Here is a 19,548-nt window from a genome sequence, read left to right on the forward strand (position 1 = left end):
AGATAATATTCCATTATATTGAAATGTTTTATAATCCAATACGGCGTCACACACACAATGACAGGTGCTCACCAGCAAACGCTGAAGCAGCGTATTTTCAAAACCTAGAAACTGTCTAGAAAAGTCAGGCCGTACCACTATTACATCTAGTCTCACAGAATCATATCCATTTTTACCTGCATGAGAAACAATACTATCCAGAAGCATAGACCCAATACCTTTTCCTCTAAACTTACTGTCTACCACAATACCATCCATGATAAGTTCTTGTGCTTTTGGTTTTCGCTCAAATAAACTGAGTACAGTTGCAGCCCAAATACCGCTTGCAACACCAAGCTCATCGATTAAAACACTTAAACTCATCCCACCTGTAAACGAACCATAGTGTGCCTGAAAACCAGCCAATCCTACAATTTCGTGGTCAACAAACGCTACATAGGAAAAATCGGGAATAAAGCTTTTTGACAAAATACGAACACGGACTTCTTTATTTGCAATGGCGCCAGAAAATTTAAAGCCAAACGCCTCATCATAAAGCGTTGCAATTCTTGTTGATTGACCAATATCCCAACCTCGCTTGATGACAATATCAGTCACGTTCTTCTCCAATTATTAAAAAATACTTCAAGTAAATCACTATTTCATGAAGAAAAGATTGAGCTATGAGGAACACAGAACATATAGGAAAGGAATATTAAACCACTAATCAAGGTTTACCAATTAACTGTATGTCTGATACAGTAACTTCTTCAATTTCACTACAGTTTTCCAACATTTCTTTTATTCTTTTAAGTATTGATATCGCATTTGGATCTTCAGCATCAATTTTTACAGAACCTAATATCTTGCGTTCCTTTGGCCAACAAGCAAAGCCTCCCATCGTATCTTCTGCCGTGCCTTCACTGATAATATAAAGGCCCAGCGACTCCAAATCTACATTATGATGAGCAATAATCTCAAACCTCATTTCAAAGACTGGTTCTTGAGCAAAATTTAATACAGCCTGTTTTTTTAGAAAGGCATTACTCAACTTCTTGTAACGCCTAAATCGACTCACACAATAGGGCTCAATATAAATAGAGTCGCTACTAATTTTGGGGTACATATCAAGGTGTAAACAGCCTATCTCATCAAACTCCTCTATCTGGAACGTATGCCCAACCGCGTTGGAAAATGCTTCAAGTGACTCTTCAGGCATCCCACGAATTGAAAGAGGCGCAGCAATCACTCTAACCCAGTCCCCAACTTGCAAATCTCGCCCTTCTGAATCAATTGGTGCATGAGCTTGCATATAAAAAAATGCCCTATCTATGTAAGAATTAATTTCTACTACGTTATCAGACTATTTATTCACACTCTAGTTTCGTTATATTAAATACAGTGAATATTCATGGGCACAAAACTGATCGTCTGGTAAAGAACATGGCCACTCGAACTTTTTGTAAGAGAAAAGAAACACTGCACGAAGAACCGTAGTGTATAAGGAATAAGTGAGGGCTAAGCAACTACTGTAGGCTTAGCGATAGCAACCCTAGATATTTAATATATACTGGCTGGGGCAAGAATACAGCGCTGACACAGCTATCACGAAAAAAGTGCATTTTCAGTGACGCCCTTTAGTTTTTTACGTACACTAACCAAACACAATCCTACCAAACAAAATAATGCTAAAGATGAAGGCTCAGGAACCACTGCTGCTAATGCTGTTAAAGGACCGCCTGCATAGGGTACAACATTAAATACAGCTCCTGTATTTGGATCCAAAGTATATAGAAAGTTTGTAGAAAGTTCTGATACATACAAAAATGTGCCATCATAAGCCATACCTGATATATCAACATTATTTGGCAGTGGAAGTGTATTTAATACAGCACCCGTTACAGGGTTAAACTCATTTATAAAGTTACCACCCACTATGGTATTTCGTCCTTGGGCAAAATGTCTGCCGAAGTCATCCCCTCCCAGACCACCAGGAAAGTTTGGCCCAATTACCGGTATAAACCCTAAATTCACTGCCCCACCCAAACCTGTTTGTTGAGCAATAGGTCCGCCATTATTGACTGAAAATAACGAATTACTGGGTGTATCAAAACTTAACCCTCCACGATCCGCTACACCAGGAAGAGCATAGCTCATTATTAACCCTGCATTACTCGGATTAAGCATATGTACACCAGGTAAAGCATTACCATCAGTATAAAGTAATGTACCATTTGCCATTCCCGTTAAACCTTGTACGGGATCAAGAACATTGGCACCTGCAGGTAATAAGCCTACATTACTAATAAGACCTGTCATGGTATCAATCAGTACTAGATTTGGGTTATTTTGTTGAACACCATAGATTAAGCCCGCTTGGCTTTGCGACGTGATTATTGCACATAAAGTTAAAAGCATTACTCTAAATATTTTATTCATTATTAATCTCCAGCGTATTTAAGTTGTAATCCAGTTGAAACAAAAAACCATAATCCCTGAACTAATAAACACACTGAAGAACGCAAAAAAAAAGCCAAATCATTAGAAGCCTGAAATGAAGACTCTTTTTTCAACAAATCTACATAATAGAGTAAGGTTAAAACTCTTGATGGAAAATATTTTGACGTTTGTTACAAATTTAAAAATCTTTTACGCATTAGATAAGAAGCATCACATGTGGTTGTTATCTTTACAAAATCTATTTTTTAAATATGCAGCCATTGTACTTCAATGTATGATTTACTCACCACAAATTATTTCTAAATTCAATTATTGCTACTCTTAACCATCAAAGATGATGTGCATACAGTTTATCCATAACTCCTTATAGGTTCGTTGAGATTCATTACTCATAGCTTCTCCTGGAAATCAAAGCAATCGCATATAATTTTCCTTTAAAGCACCTGTACCCAAAGGCTACATAATATCCTTCGAACACGCCGTGAATCCATCCATGGCGGCTTGATTGCCGCTTCCTTGTGGCAAACAGTTCAGCGGCCATTATTCAGCCATTGTAGTACCCTTAATATATTGAGCTATTACTGCGACTGACTAAAGCGAGATTGGAGTATAATCTCTGATCATCACAGACTCTTTTAATATACCATTGCCCTGGCCTAGAAATCCTTCGGTATAGGTATATTATTCCAACAGGGTCAATGCCTGATAGCAAAGTTTACATACCTGTTTTGCTTCAACAATCTCAGTCCCTATACCACCCGGATCATCAGTTTTTTTTATTTTATTGGCTTGCCGATGCTTATTCGCTGAGACTCTGGAAGGATAAAGCTTTTCTCGGGTTTTTGAAGTTAATCGAAAGGACTTTTCTTTGAAAGGAGATTGTGCATTACAATGTTGACATATAAACATTAGAAACGGCCAGATAAGATAACCTTCAGGGGCCGATGTCCAGAAGCACTGTTTAATGGATTTGAGCGTAGACTCTATTGTAGTTTTTTTAAAATGTCAATACCATACCCAATACGAATGGTTTTTAGGTGCGGCCATCGAGTGACGAAATCCCATGAGCCTATATTAATAGGTGATTGGGGTGAGGAATGAAGATAACAAAACCTAGAATTCATTCGTGAAGGGTATAATGTTACAACTAACTAATAGTAGGCCCCCATTATTTATAATAGCTAAAATTATTTTTAACGAGTATTTTTGACTACTTTAAAGTAAGATCTATAAATAATATTAGTAACGAGACCTCGGAGAGGAAGTGACAGAAGTTCCAACTAAACAAATTCGCGCATTGTATGATGATAAAACAATTCGAGTGTATCAAGCTTATAACCATGCTATTGCTAATACTGCACTTGAGCATGGTACATTCGTATCGCCTCCTTTTAAGCTAGAACGAATGACGTGGATAAAACTTTCATTCCTATGGATGATGTATCGATCAGGATGGGGTAAAAAAGATAGTGGTCAAAATCGGATTCTCGCCATTGATATTTCACGAGAAGGCTTTGAATGGGCACTTACTCATAGCTTGTTAAGCGATCAAACCATAAATCATAAAGACAGAAGTGAATGGTTACACCTTAAAGAAGTAACCCCTGTTCGAATCCAGTGGGACCCGGAACGAGACCTGCACCTACAACCCCTCGAATATAGAGCCATTCAAATTGGCCTAAGCAAAAAAGCAGTTCAATTATATGTAAATGAATGGATTCAATCCATAACAGATGTCACTGATCTTGCCTCAGAAATACATCAATTAGTAAATAAAAATCACCTTCTAGAAGCCCAGCAAAAACTCCCTACAGAGCACAGCTATCCAGTTTCTAAAACCCTAGAACAACACTTACATATAAGTTAACCCTCTTTCAGACAATGGTAAGGCAGATATATTGCTCATTACAGTGTATAGGCCCTACCAGTAAAGCATACCTACAAAGAAAAGGTTACCTATAGATCAATTGCTTGCTGACAAGCCACTAATAACTGTTCTGCCAGACTATCATCGTTGAGTGCTCGAGCAATCGCCATTCCACCAATCATTAAAACAGCTGATTGTAGCGCTTGCTGATTGGAAATATTTTCTTGGGTCGACTCACTCAACCTAGTAACAAAGCCTTTAAATACTTTAGTATATACATCTCTGACAGTATCATTTTGCTGACTTACATCAGACACTAAAAATGCCAGAGGGCATGCCATTTCTTCTCCTTTTCTATGGGCTACACTTAAATAATTTTCTACTCTTTCACAAATAGGTGGTGCCTTCTCCTGGGCATGAATACTTTTTAAGGCTCCATCCCGAATTGCTTCAGCATAAAGCTCAGATTTAGACTTAAAGTGAGCATAGAATGCACCTCGGGTTAATCCTGCATTTTGCATCACTTCATCAATGCTGACATTATCAAATCCGCGACGCATAAATAGTCGAGCCGCACTTTCTAAAATTTGATTTCTAACCTGCCCTTTATGCTCTTTACTCCAGCCCACTAGCTTCAACCTCTTAGTCATGACCTTTCGTGAATGCAACAGTAAATATGGAGTGTCAAAAACTACTATGTACTCCAAACTTCAGTATTGATTACATCCACAAAACGCAAATTAACAAAATATGTTCTTGATCATATTTTGATTCGCATAGATTATCTAGTCAATAACCTATTACTTAAAACACAACTAAAGGCACCGCTTCAATGAATAATGAATCACTGCATATTTATGGCCCAATCCTTAGTCCATTTGTTAAAACGGTTATATTATTGTGTGAAGAAAAAAGTTTAAACTACACTGTAGGACTTACTATTAATGGGGAGGATGTAGATTTTAAAAGTGAACAACACTTAAAATTACACCCAGCAGGTAAAGTCCCCATTTTATTTCATAATGACTTTGTGCTGTGTGAAACCGTAGCAATCTGTCGATATCTTGACCAAGCATATCCTCAACCTTCAATGCAGCCAGAAGATATTTATGAGCGTGCATTACATGATCAATGGTGTAGCATATTAGCAGGGGAGTTTAACTTACCTATCATTAAAAATTATTTATTGGAGTTCGCATTCCCTAAAGGCGAAAATGGCCAGGTAAAAATGGATAAAATCAAAGAAGCAGAACCTTTATTATTAAATGTATTATCTAAGCTGAACAAAGAGCTCCAAACAGGTAAAACACTTGGGCAGAACCGCTTGACAATAGCTGACACGCTTATCATTCCAATTCTGGCCTATATTCATGGAATCCCACATGGATCAGAACAGTTAAAGCGGTTTGAGTATTTACAAGACTACATCGCAAAAATGCTTAATAGGCCCTCATGTATGAAGCTACTAAAATAGCCTATATCTTGACTGCCTCTTTTATAAATGAGGCAGTTTTTTGATTATTTTCAACTCCAAGCCCTTGTACAAAAAACCATCACTCCCGAACTATTTACCGTAAAACTGTTTAGGGCCATGCTATATCGATTGATGTAATTAAATTTTACCAAGCTATATCTTCATTAATTTTCAATAAATTAACATATTATTTATTAACAATTAAGAACCACCGACACCACCTAAATTACTCCTACCTAAATTAGCTTAACTCAAATAATCTAAGGCCATTTTGATTCATACTGGTTACTCAGTGCAATTAGTTGAAAACAAAAGTGGTTTATTCTAATAATCTTGTTTTCGTCAAAAATTTTCATATTTTATGGGCTACCTGTTAGCATATTTTATCATTATAAAAGTGACTAATAAATCAATAAAACCGTCTATTCTGCACAATCCAAACTTTCTAAAAGCGTAAACTAACAACAACTATTAATTACAGGCCATCAATCAAAAGCTAGTTATTTCAAAGACTATAATCCATTCATTTCTCTTAAAGTATACTATTTATATAGTGGAGTAAAAGATGAAACACCTGGATGTTATAATTATTGGTGCAGGTATCAGTGGACTATCCTGTGCGGCCTCTCTTATAAAAAACCCTTTATGTAATAATTTAAAAATTGGTATCTTTGAAAAACAGAATAGGCTTGGAGGAAGAGCACATACCATAAAGTACAATAACACTAACTTTGAACTGGGTGCAGGTAGATACTCCCCTGAACTTCATCCAAATGTTCATCAACTAACCATAGATTTTCATAAAGAAGTTGAAGAGTTTCCTTTTATTGATCTAAAGCATAAAGGTAAACATATTACTTTTGTTAAGAATACATTAGAACGGCTTCGACGAATTAAACCACCAAATACTGAGACCTCATTTTATAATTTTTTATGCTTAAATGTTGGCATCAAAAAAGCAAACTTAATCATTGGGGTCCTTGGTTATGACTCGCTTTACCTACCTTATATATCTGTCTCCACAGGCTATGATATTATAGAAAAGCATCCTGAAACCCAAAGCTTAGTTGGTCACGATAAGCGTCAGTGGTTCAATCTCAAAGAAGGATTTAGCTCTGTTATAAATTCACTTAAAGACCTTATTGAACAACGTAATGTTTCAATTTATCAAGAACATCTACTGCATAATATTGTATACAACCCTGATAGCTCAACACTTTCATTCCAAACACCTAACAATCAAATAATTCACTATAATTGTAAATATGCTATTCTTGCTATACCTCCATCATTTTTAGATAAAATCGACCCACAATTCCCTAAAGCTTGGAGTCAGTTCAACTATGAATCTATTCCACTTTTTAAAAGTGTTCTTTATTATAAGCAGCCTTGGTGGAAAAAATACAAGCTAGAAGATAGCATTTACATCTTAAACAACCCTATTCGTAGATTATACTTTAAATCAGATAAATACTTATTTTTTTATAACGACGGCAAGCAAGCCGACTACTGGAATAAAATAGTTTCAACCAAGCCTGATGAATATATTGACCAAATTCACTATTTAATAAGTAAAGAATTAAATATTAACGAGGCTATACCTGAACCAATTGTACATATTGAGAAGTATTGGTCAAAAGGTGTGGAGTTTTCAACAAACTATTCAGATGATCACCCTTTAGTTTTAGAAAACACACAACAAAATATAATAGCTTGCTCTGATGCTTACACTAGTCACTGTGGATGGATGGAAGGTGGTATAATCAGCGGTAAGAAAGCGGCAAGTGTATTACTAGAAAAAATAAATAAGGCACATACTAAACAATCAAATTTAGCTTTAGCCTTATAACTAACAATGTAAGCAAAATCAAAAAACGTAGCAAAGATCGGTAAGAAATGAGTAATTTATATTTCCCAAGGATTCATTTCAGAGGATTTGCCCGTGTCAATGTTCCGACTGGCAATAGAAACATTGTGAATACAATTGACAATACCACAAATAGCGTTTACATGGATGACAAACCCTTTGATATCAACCAAAACCCAAAAATATTTCATGACTATCTTCAACAAATTCCACCTAAATTTAATGCTGATGGCAAAGCTGACCCAGACGGTGATTTTAACCTTGCTGCAGGTTATAACTTTTATGGAAACAACCACTTTTCATGGGAAAATACTAAAATAGTATCTTTTCAGTGCCAGCCTGGCATTCATTCTCGAAGCGATCCAATAATTGGAAGTAAAATTGAACTCTGGGGACACTATAACGAATATTTACGCACTACATTTAATCGTGCCAGGTGGGTTGACATTGATCCAACCATGCCAGATACAGCCCAAATATTCGCTGGACAACTCACAATTAAAGAAAAAAACTCGTCTCCAAGCACACATCACTTTTTTTCTGCTGACATCAACTGTGTACATTCAGTAAGATGGTTTGGTGAAAATCATATTATAAACCAGTCTCAACACTTTTTATCTGGAGAATTTTCTCAAACACGATTATTTCAGTTCTCAATACCAAAAAACGATAAGCACTTTTTACTATCTGATAATACTATTAATTCACCATGTTTAACATTTCTTAGTAATGCTCTCAAAAGAAAAGAAATTAAAGGGCTCATAGTTCAATATGTCGTTTTTAACATGTCATCCCCTAAGCATCCAAATACTCATGTCTTTTATGATTTAATAGGAACGATTTCTTTATGGGATGACAATCAAATGAGTACTACACCATGTGGGCGTATTTTGTATCCCCAGAAAAATTCTAGGTTTGGTCCAATCTCAGTGCAGGCAAATCAAAAGTGGGTTTCATGCTATATGCCAACAGCATTGCCTTTTTCAACTAGAGAACCTAATCCCATTTCTGATAATCATCCAACACATAGACTTGGCCAGCTTCAAGCTCAAGGTGATTTGGAACTCCGAACAAATAAAGGAACTTTAGTTGCTGTAATACCTGAAGAATCCTATAAAAATTTTTGGGATAATCAGGGCTTCATTGATGTACCATTACTGAATAAAATTGATGGTGTACTGTCATTATCAAGTCAAAGCAATATATGGAATGAATCAACTTGGGAAGTTCATACAGATACGAGCAACTTTTCTTTAGAGGCTCCTGATATAAAGCATGATCGGCAGTTTTCTCAAACGATTGATATTTTCAGTTATTTTCAAGGTCAACGAAAGTCAAATCAGCATATTCCAATTTATATTTCAGACAATTCTGTAGTCGCCACTAGGCCAAAAGAAAGTTTATCTACAGACGTTAGTGGCAAAGCTAAATTAACTGTTTACAGCAAAAAACCAGGTACAGCTATTCTTTATCTAGGTAATGCTAACAATAAAATCATAGTAAAAGTGCTAGCTGATGACTGGCACCTTGAAGAGATACCTATCGAAAAAGTTGATTATCATACGCTATATAAGAATGTAATGGCATATTATGAGCTTGTTTACCCTTTTATGTCTGATAAAGTTTTTAGTATGGCTGACCAGTGTAAATGTGAAACATACGCACGCTTGATGTGGCAAATGTGTGACCCTAAAAATAAAAATAAAAGTTACTACATGCCTAGTACACGCGAGATGAGTCAACCACAATCAATACTATTTTTAAAATACCTAAAAAATATCGAACAAAAACTATCGAGTAGTAACAGTGATAATTGTGAAAAAATATTAGACTATTCACAACAACGTATAACCAGTAAAGAAGCGCTTATTTACCATTTAAAGAGAGCTATTGACTTAGAACTTTCAATAATGCAGCAATATTTGTATGCTGCATACTCATTACCGAATTATGCTGCAGGTAAAATTAAAGTCCAACAAAATATCTGGACCTCAGAACAACTAAAAATGGTCAATGGTAGTAGTGATCGACGACTAAACTCTGGCTGGCGTGGAACAATTTTAGAAATAGCACATGAGGAAATGATTCATTATCTTGTTGCCAATAATTTACTAATGTCTTTGGGAGAACCATTTTACACTGGAGAGGTTTTAATTGGCCAAAGAGCAATGAGCATATTGAATATTGATACTGAGTTTTCTTTTGAACCCTTTTCTGAGCATGTTTTATCTCGATTTGTTAGATTCGAGTGGCCTAACTATGTACCTAGTATAGGTCGTTCAATAGCGAACTTTTATCAATCAATTCGCCAGGCATTTATTGATATACCAAATTTGTATCCCAATAACTCTACGACTTCTGGCGGAGAACATCACTTGTTTCTTAATGAGTTGACCAACAGAAAATTTCCTGCTTATCAACTTGAAGTTAATAATACGGAAAGTGCATTGTTTGCAATTGATTTTATTTCTCAACAAGGTGAAGGCGTCTCCCCAGACTCAGCATATTTTGAACATTCACATTTTGCGCGTTTACGTAATATTTCTACAACATTGAGTTCATTTAAACTCCCATTTGAGCCAGCGAATCCCTGTTTAAGAAATCCAGTTCTAGAACCACAAGAAGGATGTAATACCGTCACCTCTCCACAAGCTAGAATTTTGATGAAACTTTACAATCAGTGCTATGAGTTTATGTTTGCTCTGATGACCCAGCATTTTAGTTTAACAAATAAAGGGAGCTTACGACGCTCAAGATTAATGAACGCAGCAATAGATATTATGGCAGGTCTTTTACGGCCTTTATCAATTAGATTAATGAACGAACCCTCAGGAGTTCTAGGCCGCACCGCTGGCCCCCCCATACCCAATTGCAAAAATTACCAACCAGAGACTAACTACAGTATTGGATGTAAAAGGTTGGCAATTCACTGCCAATCAATCGCTCATTACTGTCGCGAAATGTTAACAGATCATCAAAGTCAAACTTATATAGAACTACTTGAGTTTTATTATCAACATTTACAAGATCTATCAACAGGCAAATTATCCAGGGAGGCTTAAAGTGGAAAAAATAATTATTGTTGGAGGAGGGCTCTCTGGAAGCTTAGCCGCCATTTACCTTTCTCGGTTAGGTCATGAAGTGCACGTTATAGAAAAACGTGCTGATCCACTACAAAATATATCTGATTATATAGATAAGGAGAGTTCAAGAGCTATTGGTGTAAGTATGACAATTAGAGGGATTAATGCTGTTTTGGGTGCTGAAATTCCCTATTCGGAACTTTTAGCTTGTGGCTTACCAATCTATAATATGTCTTTTTTTATTAAGGGAAAATTTAAGGCAAGAAAGCTTCAACCTATCAACAACTTATCGCCGCTCTCACTTAACAGAGCTGCATTTCAAAAGCTATTAAATACATATGCTGAAATAAATAACGTACGCTTCCACTATAATCAACGATGTATCGATATTAATATTGATCATGGTGTAATAACTACTAAAAGTAACAATGATACTTTTCAAACACATAAGGCTGATGTAATTATAGGAGCTGATGGTGCACGTTCAAAAGTAAGAGAGGTTATGCAAAATACTATTCGTCGTTTTGAGTTTCATCAAACATTCTTTAAGCATGGCTATAAAACTCTGGTCATACCTGATGCTACTGAATTCAATCTAAAACGAGACACGCTATATTTTTTTGGAATGGATTCAAAAGGCTTATTTGCTGGACGAGCTGCTACGATTCCTGATGGTAGTGCCAGTATTGCACTTTGCCTTCCGTATAAGGGTAAGCTAAGCTTGCAAATGAATGATAAAGCTATAATCTCACAGTTTTTCTGTCGTTATCTTCCCAAGCTATCAAATCAGTTGAAAAAAGATTTAATCAGTCAGTTTATTGACAAGCCTAGCAATGATTTAATAAATGTTACCTCGAATACTTTTCATTATAAAAATAAAGCCTTACTCATTGGTGACTCAGCTCATGCTACAGCTCCTTTTTTAGGTCAAGGAATGAACATGGCACTTGAAGATGTTCAAGTATTAGCAAATTTACTTCAACAACATCATAATGATTTCGAATCAACACTAGCTAAGTTTTCATTAGTTCGTAAAAAAGAAGCAGATGCTATGCAGCATATGGCTATTGTAAACTATGAAGTTCTTAGTAAATCTAATCCCTTATTCTTTATGAGAGTAAAGTATAATCGTTTAATGCACAACAAGCTGCCAACAATATATCCACCCGATTTAGCTGATAAGCTTTATTTCTCATCAATGGCATATAGTAAACTTCGTACACTCCAACAAAAACAAAATGTTTGGTACAAACTAGGGAGAGTAAGTTAATGAAGATTTTAGTTGTAGGTGCTGGCCCTGCAGGTTTAATGTTTTCTTATCAACTAAAAAAACAAAAACCCGACTATGATATAGATATAATTGAAAAGAATAAACCAAACGATATTTTTGGTTGGGGTGTTGTTCTGCCTGGACACGCGCCAGCTCATCCAGCAAATGCACTTTCATATCTTACTAATTACGATAGTCTAGATGCTCAGCACATCGACACTTTCAGATTAATAAAACAATCAGATAGCAAGCTTCTCAATACAGGAGTTACTTTATGTGGTGTTTCGCGCAAAGCTTTAATAGAGTCACTTAAGCTACACTGTATCAACCAAGGTATCACTATTCAACATTACCAGCATCCTTTAAATGAGCATGATTTAAATAAATCTTCATATGATTTAATTGTATTATCTACTGGGATAAATCATTCATCGACATACTTTAGAGAATCACTAAAACCTGAAATAAGTTATGGAAAAAATAAATATATGTGGTTCGGAACAAGCAAGATTTTTGATTCACTGAATCTTATTTTCAAACAATACCCAAAAGGTACTTTTATAGCACATGCTTATAAATATTCACAAAAAATGAGTACTTTTATTGTTGAGTGTAGCGAGGAAACATTTATCAAAGCTGGTTTAGACAAAATCCCAACTAAAAAAACAAGTGAATTTATAGAAAAAGTATTTAGGAATGAATTACAAGATCATAGTTTATATATCCCTAAGGGATTAAAATGGCGAAATTTTATGACATTAGGCCACAACAAGTCTTATAATCAAAGCTTCGTATTGATTGGTGATGCTCTTCAATCTGGACACTTTTCTATTGGTCATGGCACAACAATGGCAATCACCAGTGCTCATATACTGGTAAATTCTATTGTTACTAATAACACTATTCCCACAGCTCTAGACTCATATAACAAAAAAATAATTCCATTAGTTCACCTTTTTCGTGATCATGCAAATGCCAGTCGACTTTGGTTTGAAAATGCCAATGAAGCGTTGCAACTCGATATTAATAAGCTTGTAGATAGTTTTGATTCACGCCGTTCTGCGCTACCTCACCTACCAGCAACGCTTGGTCAAGCATTACAAGAAGCTCTTTTATATTAAGGATAATGTTTTAAATGAAACTAAACAAAATTCCCTCCCCACCATTATTACCTGATCAATGGAGTAGTAGCTATATATCTTATTGGACTCCTATGTTTGAAGATGACCAAATTACATCAGGGTATTGCTGGTTTAATTATATTGATAATAAATGCCGTATAGATGGCTTGTTTAACCCTTGGTCAGAAAAAGAAACTGGGCACCGACTTTGGATGTCTGAACTAGTAAATGCAAGTGATGGTGTTACTCATAAGAAAAAAATTGCTTATACTAAAACAAAACAGCATATAGAAAAAAAAAAAAAAAAAAAAATAAAACTAATCTATAATGCAATACCTTCACCACATGAAATTAACGATTCTCATGAGCTACTATTAGCAAAAGATGTATTAATTAAACACAAAGCCACATATGCAGGTAAACATAAAATTTTAAATATTCAAGCAGATTCTTGGGAATTTTATATACCCAATAAAGGCCCAGCGACTTATTTTTTTAAAGCAGGTACTAACTGCTTAATACGAATGGTAACAGGTGATCCGAAACTACATGCTTCTGTTCGAGATTTTCCGACATTCAATACTGAGAAAATAAGCGAATGTATTTTTGATCTGTCTCCCTATCATGACGCCATGAGCTAACTACACAACAGTAAATTATGAGTACAGCTAAAGACTGTACTCCAATCTAGATTCATGCATATACTCAAAATACAATACAGTACTATAGTCAATAGTATAAATAACTCGCAAAAAATCTTCTTAACATACAAAAATAATTAATATATTATCAAGGCATCAGCGTATAGCATCCTCAATTAGCCTATTGAGATAATGATTAATATTTAAATGCAGTTTCACTTTAGTCGCTTAAGTATGCGATGTTGAAATTCTAAATGAATGTCACCCTGAAAACGATGATTAATAAGGGATACTGAATACCAATAGGGTCCTGACTGAAGATTTGGAAGGGAGTAGTTTTCTTGCACTTTGGCACGATGATGCCATACAAGCTCATAGCTTGTGGGTTTCATTACCATAGCTTTGATTTCTTGCTGTGGACAGACTGACAGTGCTTTAGTTCCTCCCCCTTCGACCATCCTCCAATCATTTCCCCGCCAAGCAATCCATTGAATATTATGTAGTGGCGCTAATAAAATAGTCCCTTTCCATTGTTTTTGAGCAGTAATAACTGTTATTTGATATACCCCACCAATTATTGATTTTACTTGCTCCTCCGACTCACCATAAAAGCTTCGCTTCTGCTGAGTTACTTGATTAATTAGCTTTAAGTCAATTCCAGTGCCCTTTATCTCTATCTGTTGTATGTATTGCTTAGTATACCCTTCTATTTCCCAACGATAATAACGTCGCAAAGGTTCATCCCGCTGAATAACACGAATATCCAGAGACTCAAGCCATGTAGGTAGTTTAGGAGGCAAATCTCGCCCACATTGCTGTTGATACATTACCGGTAGTAAATCAAACCAGTTTGTATATGCTTTTACTGTCTTATCATTCCAAATATCATGCATGGATTGCCAAAACAATAACATATTACCCTGCAAAATTCTTTCATGGGCCTTTGTGAAAGGTGTTTGTTGACTGAACCAGTTTGCAAATACAACTTGAGTAAAAAATAAACATACTAACCCCGATAATTTAAATCTTAGGCACATAACCGATAGCCCACTCCTCTAACAGACTCAATAGTTATCCCTGGAATTTTCTTCCGTAACTGCAGTATGTGTGTATCTACAGTACGTGTCGTAGGATAATATTGATAACCCCACACTTCATTAAGTAACTCATCTCTCGTATAAACTCGTCCAGGTGCTCTCACCAATAATGCTAATAAATCGAATTCAGTTTTAGTCAATATTAATGGCATTTCATCCCAGAGTGCTTTACGTTGAGCAGGGAAAAGCTTAAGTGACCGGTAACTCCATTCTAGCTGACTCAATGATCGTAAATTTGCTCTAATGCGCGCTAATAGTTCATTGTAAGAAAATGGTTTAGTGATATAGTCCTTTGCTCCAGCATCTAAGCCTGCAACACGCTCATTAACATCGACTTTTGCAGTTAAAATCAATACAGGTACTGCTTTAACTGCTAACCATTCGGGTAGCTTGTCAATGGTATCAACTCCAAAAAATTGTCGATCAAGGATAACTAAATCGGCATTTTTCCATAATTTATTTACCTTCTCCAAATAGTTGCAGGATTCACAGGAGTACCCTTGTGACTGTAAAAAGTTCATTAAATCATTTGCCAATTCAAGATCATCTTCAACTATGAGTAGAGTTGGACGCATTAATTGGTACCTCCAAAACAAATGTTGTTGGTGGCCCCTGTAAAAATAAACGACCACCAGTTTTCTTCATAACTTGACTGACTAAATGTAGCCCTAGCCCTACCCCATGCTGACTATTAAAAGGTTTAATTAACTGAGACAGTTTTCCTGGGTCCAAGTTGCCTTGATCTTGCACCCGAATAATTAAATGCTTTTCTGTACAATATGATTTAACTAAAACCTTACCTTTACCATAATTAAGTGCATTTAGTACCAAGTTTTTCAGGCATAACGTAAACCAGTAAATATTAATAAATACTGACTTATCATCGTCTAGCTCTAATTTAATATCATACTCACTTAAAGTACCTTCTATAAGTTCATGCCATGACTCACAATATTGCCTCTGCAAATTAGCACCATAATCTAATTGCAAATATTGTTTACTTGCTTCCGCTAAATGACGCAAGTGTAAAGCATCTTTACAAAGTCGGGAAAACCCCTGATGTAAACTCTCTGGCAACTCGTCAAATTGCGCTCTAAATATTTCCACTGTACCCGCTAATCGAGTAATCGGGGTACGTAATTCATGGGCAAGCATCTGCACAATAAACTGCTGTTCTTTAAAATACTTATGTCGAGTAATGACCAATAGAAAAATATATCCAATAGAGAATATACTAAAAATTCCTAAGGCAGTATATATCCACACTTCACTTATTGGTTTCTCTACCCAGCATATGTTTCCTTCTATAAAGCTACACTTTTTCTCTTGGTTGATTGAGTGTAATTCTAAATTAAAAGAGTCTACTAATGGTTGCCATTGCTGCCTATGATAAAGACGATACTCGTTGGGAAATTTTACCCATAAGAACTGCTTGCCTAATATCCACTGCGCTGAACGTATTAATGCCAGAAGCTGGTCGTCATCAAGGTCTTTTGTATAATAGTCATTATCCAACTCACGAATATGCATATATGGCTTTAATGTATTAAACTGCTCAGGGTGATCTGTTGCATACCTGTACGCAAAACTTCCTCCTCCAGGGTGAATGAGGATTCCAGAAACAAACCAGCTTAATGATAGCTCTTGCTGCATACACACAGCAGTGATAAATGACTCTGTTTTAGCCAGTGGATTTTCTTTCAATAGATTGGGTGGTTGAGCACAGCGTTGGTAGTAACGGTACAAAGCTTGTAACTCTTCCAGTCCATACAGGTGAGTTTGAGGGTGCATTTTTTTAGGGTTAAGCTGCACATGCTCAAATTGCTGCAAAGCATCAATGGCAACCTGATGCGATGGTACGTAAGAGTCCAGTGCCCCATACAGCTGCTGGGTTGTGCCATTGAATGCAATTGCCGGCAAGCTTGATAACCCGCCAACAACAATCGCCAAAACAGCTAAATATGAAGAAAACAGCAGCTGACGAAAACTTTTTTTGAGTCGAGTCTTCTCAAAGAACCTACTTAACAACTTAGTTACCAAAATTTTTTTAAAAAAATTAACACAATCTTGACAATCCTCAACAGCAGATTTGCTTCAATCCTCCAACAACGTGTTTTACTGGAGGTAGTAGTATGCGTAAACATCTACAAATTGTATTTAATGTAATATGGGTATCAGCATGTAGCAATACCTATGCGATAACCTTACAAAACCCGCAATGGAAAATCGATATTGAACCATCCACGTTTGCCATAACATCAACGTACAACTTGAAACCCGTTGTACTATCACATGGCGGAACCCTCAATGATAATAAAACAGTTTCCCCCCAACGGGTCTCTATCAAACACCACACTACTAATCAGCTAGAGTGGCAGTGGCCAAAACACAAACTAACGTTTAAGGCAAAACTGAATGGCACTGACCTTCACCTTACCATACAAAGTGCTCATCCACAGTCATTCACTTGGCTACAACAACCCCAAACAAAAGTAAACTCACTGATTCTACCTATTGGAGAAGGAAGCTTCATTCCCCTTAATAATAAGATATGGCAAAAATATCTGACTGAAGAACTGCATACCATTAATACTACCCAAGACCTAAAGCTTCCACTATGGAGTCAACAGTACAATCAATTTCAGTTAAACTGGGTGCTTAATAATCCTTTTAATAATAAGCTAGCATTTATCCCGTCTGAAAAGAGTCTTACATTAAAGGCAACACATAAATTCTCTGCCTTAAGTTTACATGAGCCTGTTAATGTCACAATCAACTTAGATACACAAAAAAATATAATATCTGGTGCTAAATTGTACCGTGCCTATCTAAAGAAAAATAAGCAATTTATAAACTTATCTCATCGTCTAAAAAATGTTAAAGATGGAGAAAAAATAATTGGTGCCAGCCATTTTTATGTTTGGGGTATGACCTTATTCTCCTATCATGATATTAAGAACTGGCCAGGATTAATTTCATGGTTAAATAGTAAGTCAGGTCAAGCTTTTATTAGTCAACTAAAATCTAAAGAACAAAAGTCAACCCTAGGGAATGCAAAGCAAAATCTACCGTTATGGGAAAAAAAGTGGGTAATTCATGCATTAAACAATGCTTTTATAGAGTCTATTCCTCAGTCTGATAATACAGTTCAATCACAAATCAAGCATGCCAATGCGACGATCGCTTTGGTAAAAGCCAAAATAGGACCATTTTTGAAGAACAAAGAGGATTGGGGAGATGGTCTTTCGACAAGATTACTCAACCGTCTTCAAAAGTCTGGCCTAAAACGAGCCTGGCTTGGTCTTGATGATTGGCGAGTTGGGTTTTACCACCCAGAAGCTGTACAAAAAGCAAAAGAACTTGGTTATCTGGTTGGAGCTTATGACTCCTACAATACGGCACTTCCTGCGAGTGAGTCTGATGGTAGCTGGATGTCATCTGAAATGGGAGACGAACTTTTCAACAAGTGCGGTATCATGCTTGCTGATGGAAAGTGGAAAACCGGCTTTAAACAAAGAGGTCGCTATACCAACCCTGCGTGCTTAACGGATTATTATCAAAAACGTGTCGGCCAAGTCTTAGAATACGCTCAATATAATAGTTATTTTCTTGACGTAGATGCAACCGGAATGGTTTTTGAAGACTATCACCCTGAACATACTATGACAGAAAGGCTTATGGCTTTATCCAGGGAAGCCCGTTTACGGTGGTTTAGTAACCATTTCAGATTACCGCTTGGCTCTGAGGATGGTAATGCCGTTACACAACGAGGTATTATCTTTGCCCATGGTTTGCAAACACCGGTTTTTGGCTGGGGAAACCAGTCAATGTTTAAAAATAAGAAATCCAGCTACTACTTAGGAAACTGGTGGCCCGATAACCAACCCAGCCTCTTCTTTAAACAAGTTGACATTCTACCAAAGTATAAAACTACTATTTTTGACCCAAGGTTTAAAGTCCCTCTGTATCAAACAGTTTTTCACGATGCAGTCATCACCACACATCACTGGTATTATGATAACTTTAAGTTCCCTTCCTTACGTCCTCAGCGTGAACTATTTTCACTGTTATACGCTGTTCCGCCTCTTTATCACATAAATTATGACGTACTTAATAAACGACTACCCATCATCAAACAGTTCGATCGCGCATTTTCACCCCTACATCAAGGGTTGGCTACCCAAGCTGTTAAAAAGTTTTCATTCTTGAATGAAGAGCGAACTGTTCACTATATTCAGTACGCTAACAATAGTGAAGTATGGGTGAACTTCTCTAATAAACCTTGGACACATAAGAAAATAAGCATTCCCGCACAGTCAATGCTAGCAACCTTAGCTAATGGTCAACTTATTAAGTACCAAGCTCAGTAATCACATACCCCTGTAACAAATAGCTTACAAAGTGGAAAGACTGTACTAATACACAATACATGAACTCATTTGCTCTTCCTACAGTAGAAGGCCATTCTTGGCCTCTACTGCTCAGGGCCTTTGCATCAGCCTAAACACCAATCCTCCAAAGAAAGACGTATGATATGCTACAAAAGTGCTATATAGGCTTTGAACAAAGGTACTTTAAAGATAAGTTATATGTAGCTGCCCTGCAGTAGTGAATACCCCCTTCACCGAACTCACCACTCTCCATTGTTATTTTTCCGATAATATCTAAAATATACATATTTAGTTATTA

At 36.3% G+C, this 19,548-nt stretch carries 16 protein-coding genes; 8 read left to right on the forward strand and 8 right to left on the reverse strand.

Annotation, left to right across the window (positions count from 1 at the left end; genetic code table 11):
- The 4 genes from KHS79_RS10500 to KHS79_RS10515 form a co-directional block, all read right to left on the reverse strand.
- A partial coding sequence (locus KHS79_RS10500) for a GNAT family N-acetyltransferase (RefSeq protein WP_212718736.1) occupies positions 1 to 597 on the reverse strand: 597 nt, incomplete at its 3' end.
- Between the two features lie 109 nt (positions 598 to 706).
- Positions 707 to 1,291, reverse strand: coding sequence for a hypothetical protein (locus KHS79_RS10505; protein ID WP_212718737.1), 585 nt, complete (start codon positions 1,289 to 1,291; stop codon positions 707 to 709).
- A 293-nt stretch (positions 1,292 to 1,584) separates the two neighbouring features.
- Complete coding sequence (locus KHS79_RS10510; protein ID WP_212718740.1) at positions 1,585 to 2,418, reverse strand: PEP-CTERM sorting domain-containing protein; 834 nt, start codon at positions 2,416 to 2,418, stop codon at positions 1,585 to 1,587.
- Positions 2,419 to 3,120: 702 nt separating this feature from the next.
- Positions 3,121 to 3,348 carry a hypothetical protein gene (locus tag KHS79_RS10515; protein WP_212718742.1) on the reverse strand — a complete coding sequence of 76 codons (228 nt, stop codon included), beginning with the start codon at positions 3,346 to 3,348 and terminating at the stop codon, positions 3,121 to 3,123.
- A 355-nt stretch (positions 3,349 to 3,703) separates the two neighbouring features.
- Here KHS79_RS10515 and KHS79_RS10520 point away from each other — a divergent pair, with 355 nt between their 5' ends.
- Positions 3,704 to 4,306, forward strand: a complete 603-nt coding sequence (locus KHS79_RS10520) for a DUF4291 domain-containing protein (protein WP_212718745.1) — start codon at positions 3,704 to 3,706, stop codon at positions 4,304 to 4,306.
- Positions 4,307 to 4,395: 89 nt separating this feature from the next.
- On the opposite strand, the gene KHS79_RS10525 is transcribed toward KHS79_RS10520, so the two are convergent.
- Entirely contained in the window at positions 4,396 to 4,956 is a 561-nt protein-coding gene (locus KHS79_RS10525) for a TetR/AcrR family transcriptional regulator (protein WP_233468373.1), read from the reverse strand.
- Between the two features lie 182 nt (positions 4,957 to 5,138).
- Here KHS79_RS10525 and KHS79_RS10530 point away from each other — a divergent pair, with 182 nt between their 5' ends.
- From KHS79_RS10530 to vioE, 6 genes are all read left to right on the forward strand, one after another.
- Entirely contained in the window at positions 5,139 to 5,780 is a 642-nt protein-coding gene (locus tag KHS79_RS10530) for a glutathione S-transferase family protein (RefSeq protein WP_094786066.1), read from the forward strand.
- A 565-nt stretch (positions 5,781 to 6,345) separates the two neighbouring features.
- Entirely contained in the window at positions 6,346 to 7,629 is a 1,284-nt protein-coding gene (locus KHS79_RS10535; RefSeq protein WP_212718747.1) for a flavin monoamine oxidase family protein, read from the forward strand.
- Positions 7,630 to 7,676: 47 nt separating this feature from the next.
- Complete coding sequence (gene vioB / locus KHS79_RS10540) at positions 7,677 to 10,709, forward strand: iminophenyl-pyruvate dimer synthase VioB (protein WP_212718750.1); 3,033 nt, start codon at positions 7,677 to 7,679, stop codon at positions 10,707 to 10,709.
- A gap of 1 nt (position 10,710) precedes the next feature.
- Positions 10,711 to 12,000: an FAD-dependent oxidoreductase gene (locus tag KHS79_RS10545; RefSeq protein ID WP_212718751.1), complete on the forward strand. Its 1,290-nt coding sequence runs from the start codon at positions 10,711 to 10,713 to the stop codon at positions 11,998 to 12,000.
- Positions 12,000 to 13,121 carry an NAD(P)-binding protein gene (locus tag KHS79_RS10550; RefSeq protein WP_212718752.1) on the forward strand — a complete coding sequence of 374 codons (1,122 nt, stop codon included), beginning with the start codon at positions 12,000 to 12,002 and terminating at the stop codon, positions 13,119 to 13,121. Before KHS79_RS10545 ends, KHS79_RS10550 begins: the two co-directional genes overlap by 1 nt.
- A gap of 14 nt (positions 13,122 to 13,135) precedes the next feature.
- Positions 13,136 to 13,762, forward strand: coding sequence for a violacein biosynthesis enzyme VioE (gene vioE, locus KHS79_RS10555; RefSeq protein ID WP_212718753.1), 627 nt, complete (start codon positions 13,136 to 13,138; stop codon positions 13,760 to 13,762).
- Between the two features lie 215 nt (positions 13,763 to 13,977).
- Here vioE and KHS79_RS10560 read toward each other — a convergent pair whose 3' ends face one another.
- From KHS79_RS10560 to KHS79_RS10570, 3 genes are read right to left on the reverse strand one after another with little or no spacing between them, the layout of a single operon-like run.
- On the reverse strand, positions 13,978 to 14,799 hold the full coding sequence (locus KHS79_RS10560) for a DUF2861 family protein (RefSeq protein ID WP_212718754.1): 822 nt from the start codon (positions 14,797 to 14,799) through the stop codon (positions 13,978 to 13,980).
- Positions 14,790 to 15,434: a response regulator transcription factor gene (locus KHS79_RS10565; RefSeq protein WP_212718755.1), complete on the reverse strand. Its 645-nt coding sequence runs from the start codon at positions 15,432 to 15,434 to the stop codon at positions 14,790 to 14,792. Before KHS79_RS10565 ends, KHS79_RS10560 begins: the two co-directional genes overlap by 10 nt.
- On the reverse strand, positions 15,409 to 16,887 hold the full coding sequence (locus KHS79_RS10570) for an ATP-binding protein (RefSeq protein ID WP_212718757.1): 1,479 nt from the start codon (positions 16,885 to 16,887) through the stop codon (positions 15,409 to 15,411). Before KHS79_RS10570 ends, KHS79_RS10565 begins: the two co-directional genes overlap by 26 nt.
- Positions 16,888 to 16,991: 104 nt before the next feature.
- On the opposite strand from KHS79_RS10570, the gene KHS79_RS10575 reads away from it, so the two are divergent.
- On the forward strand, positions 16,992 to 19,229 hold the full coding sequence (locus tag KHS79_RS10575; protein ID WP_212718758.1) for a glycoside hydrolase: 2,238 nt from the start codon (positions 16,992 to 16,994) through the stop codon (positions 19,227 to 19,229).
- The last annotated feature ends 319 nt before the right edge of the window (positions 19,230 to 19,548 follow it).

It is taken from the genome of Zooshikella ganghwensis, assembly GCF_018263875.1.
In the GTDB taxonomy this organism is placed as follows: domain Bacteria; phylum Pseudomonadota; class Gammaproteobacteria; order Pseudomonadales; family Zooshikellaceae; genus Zooshikella; species Zooshikella ganghwensis.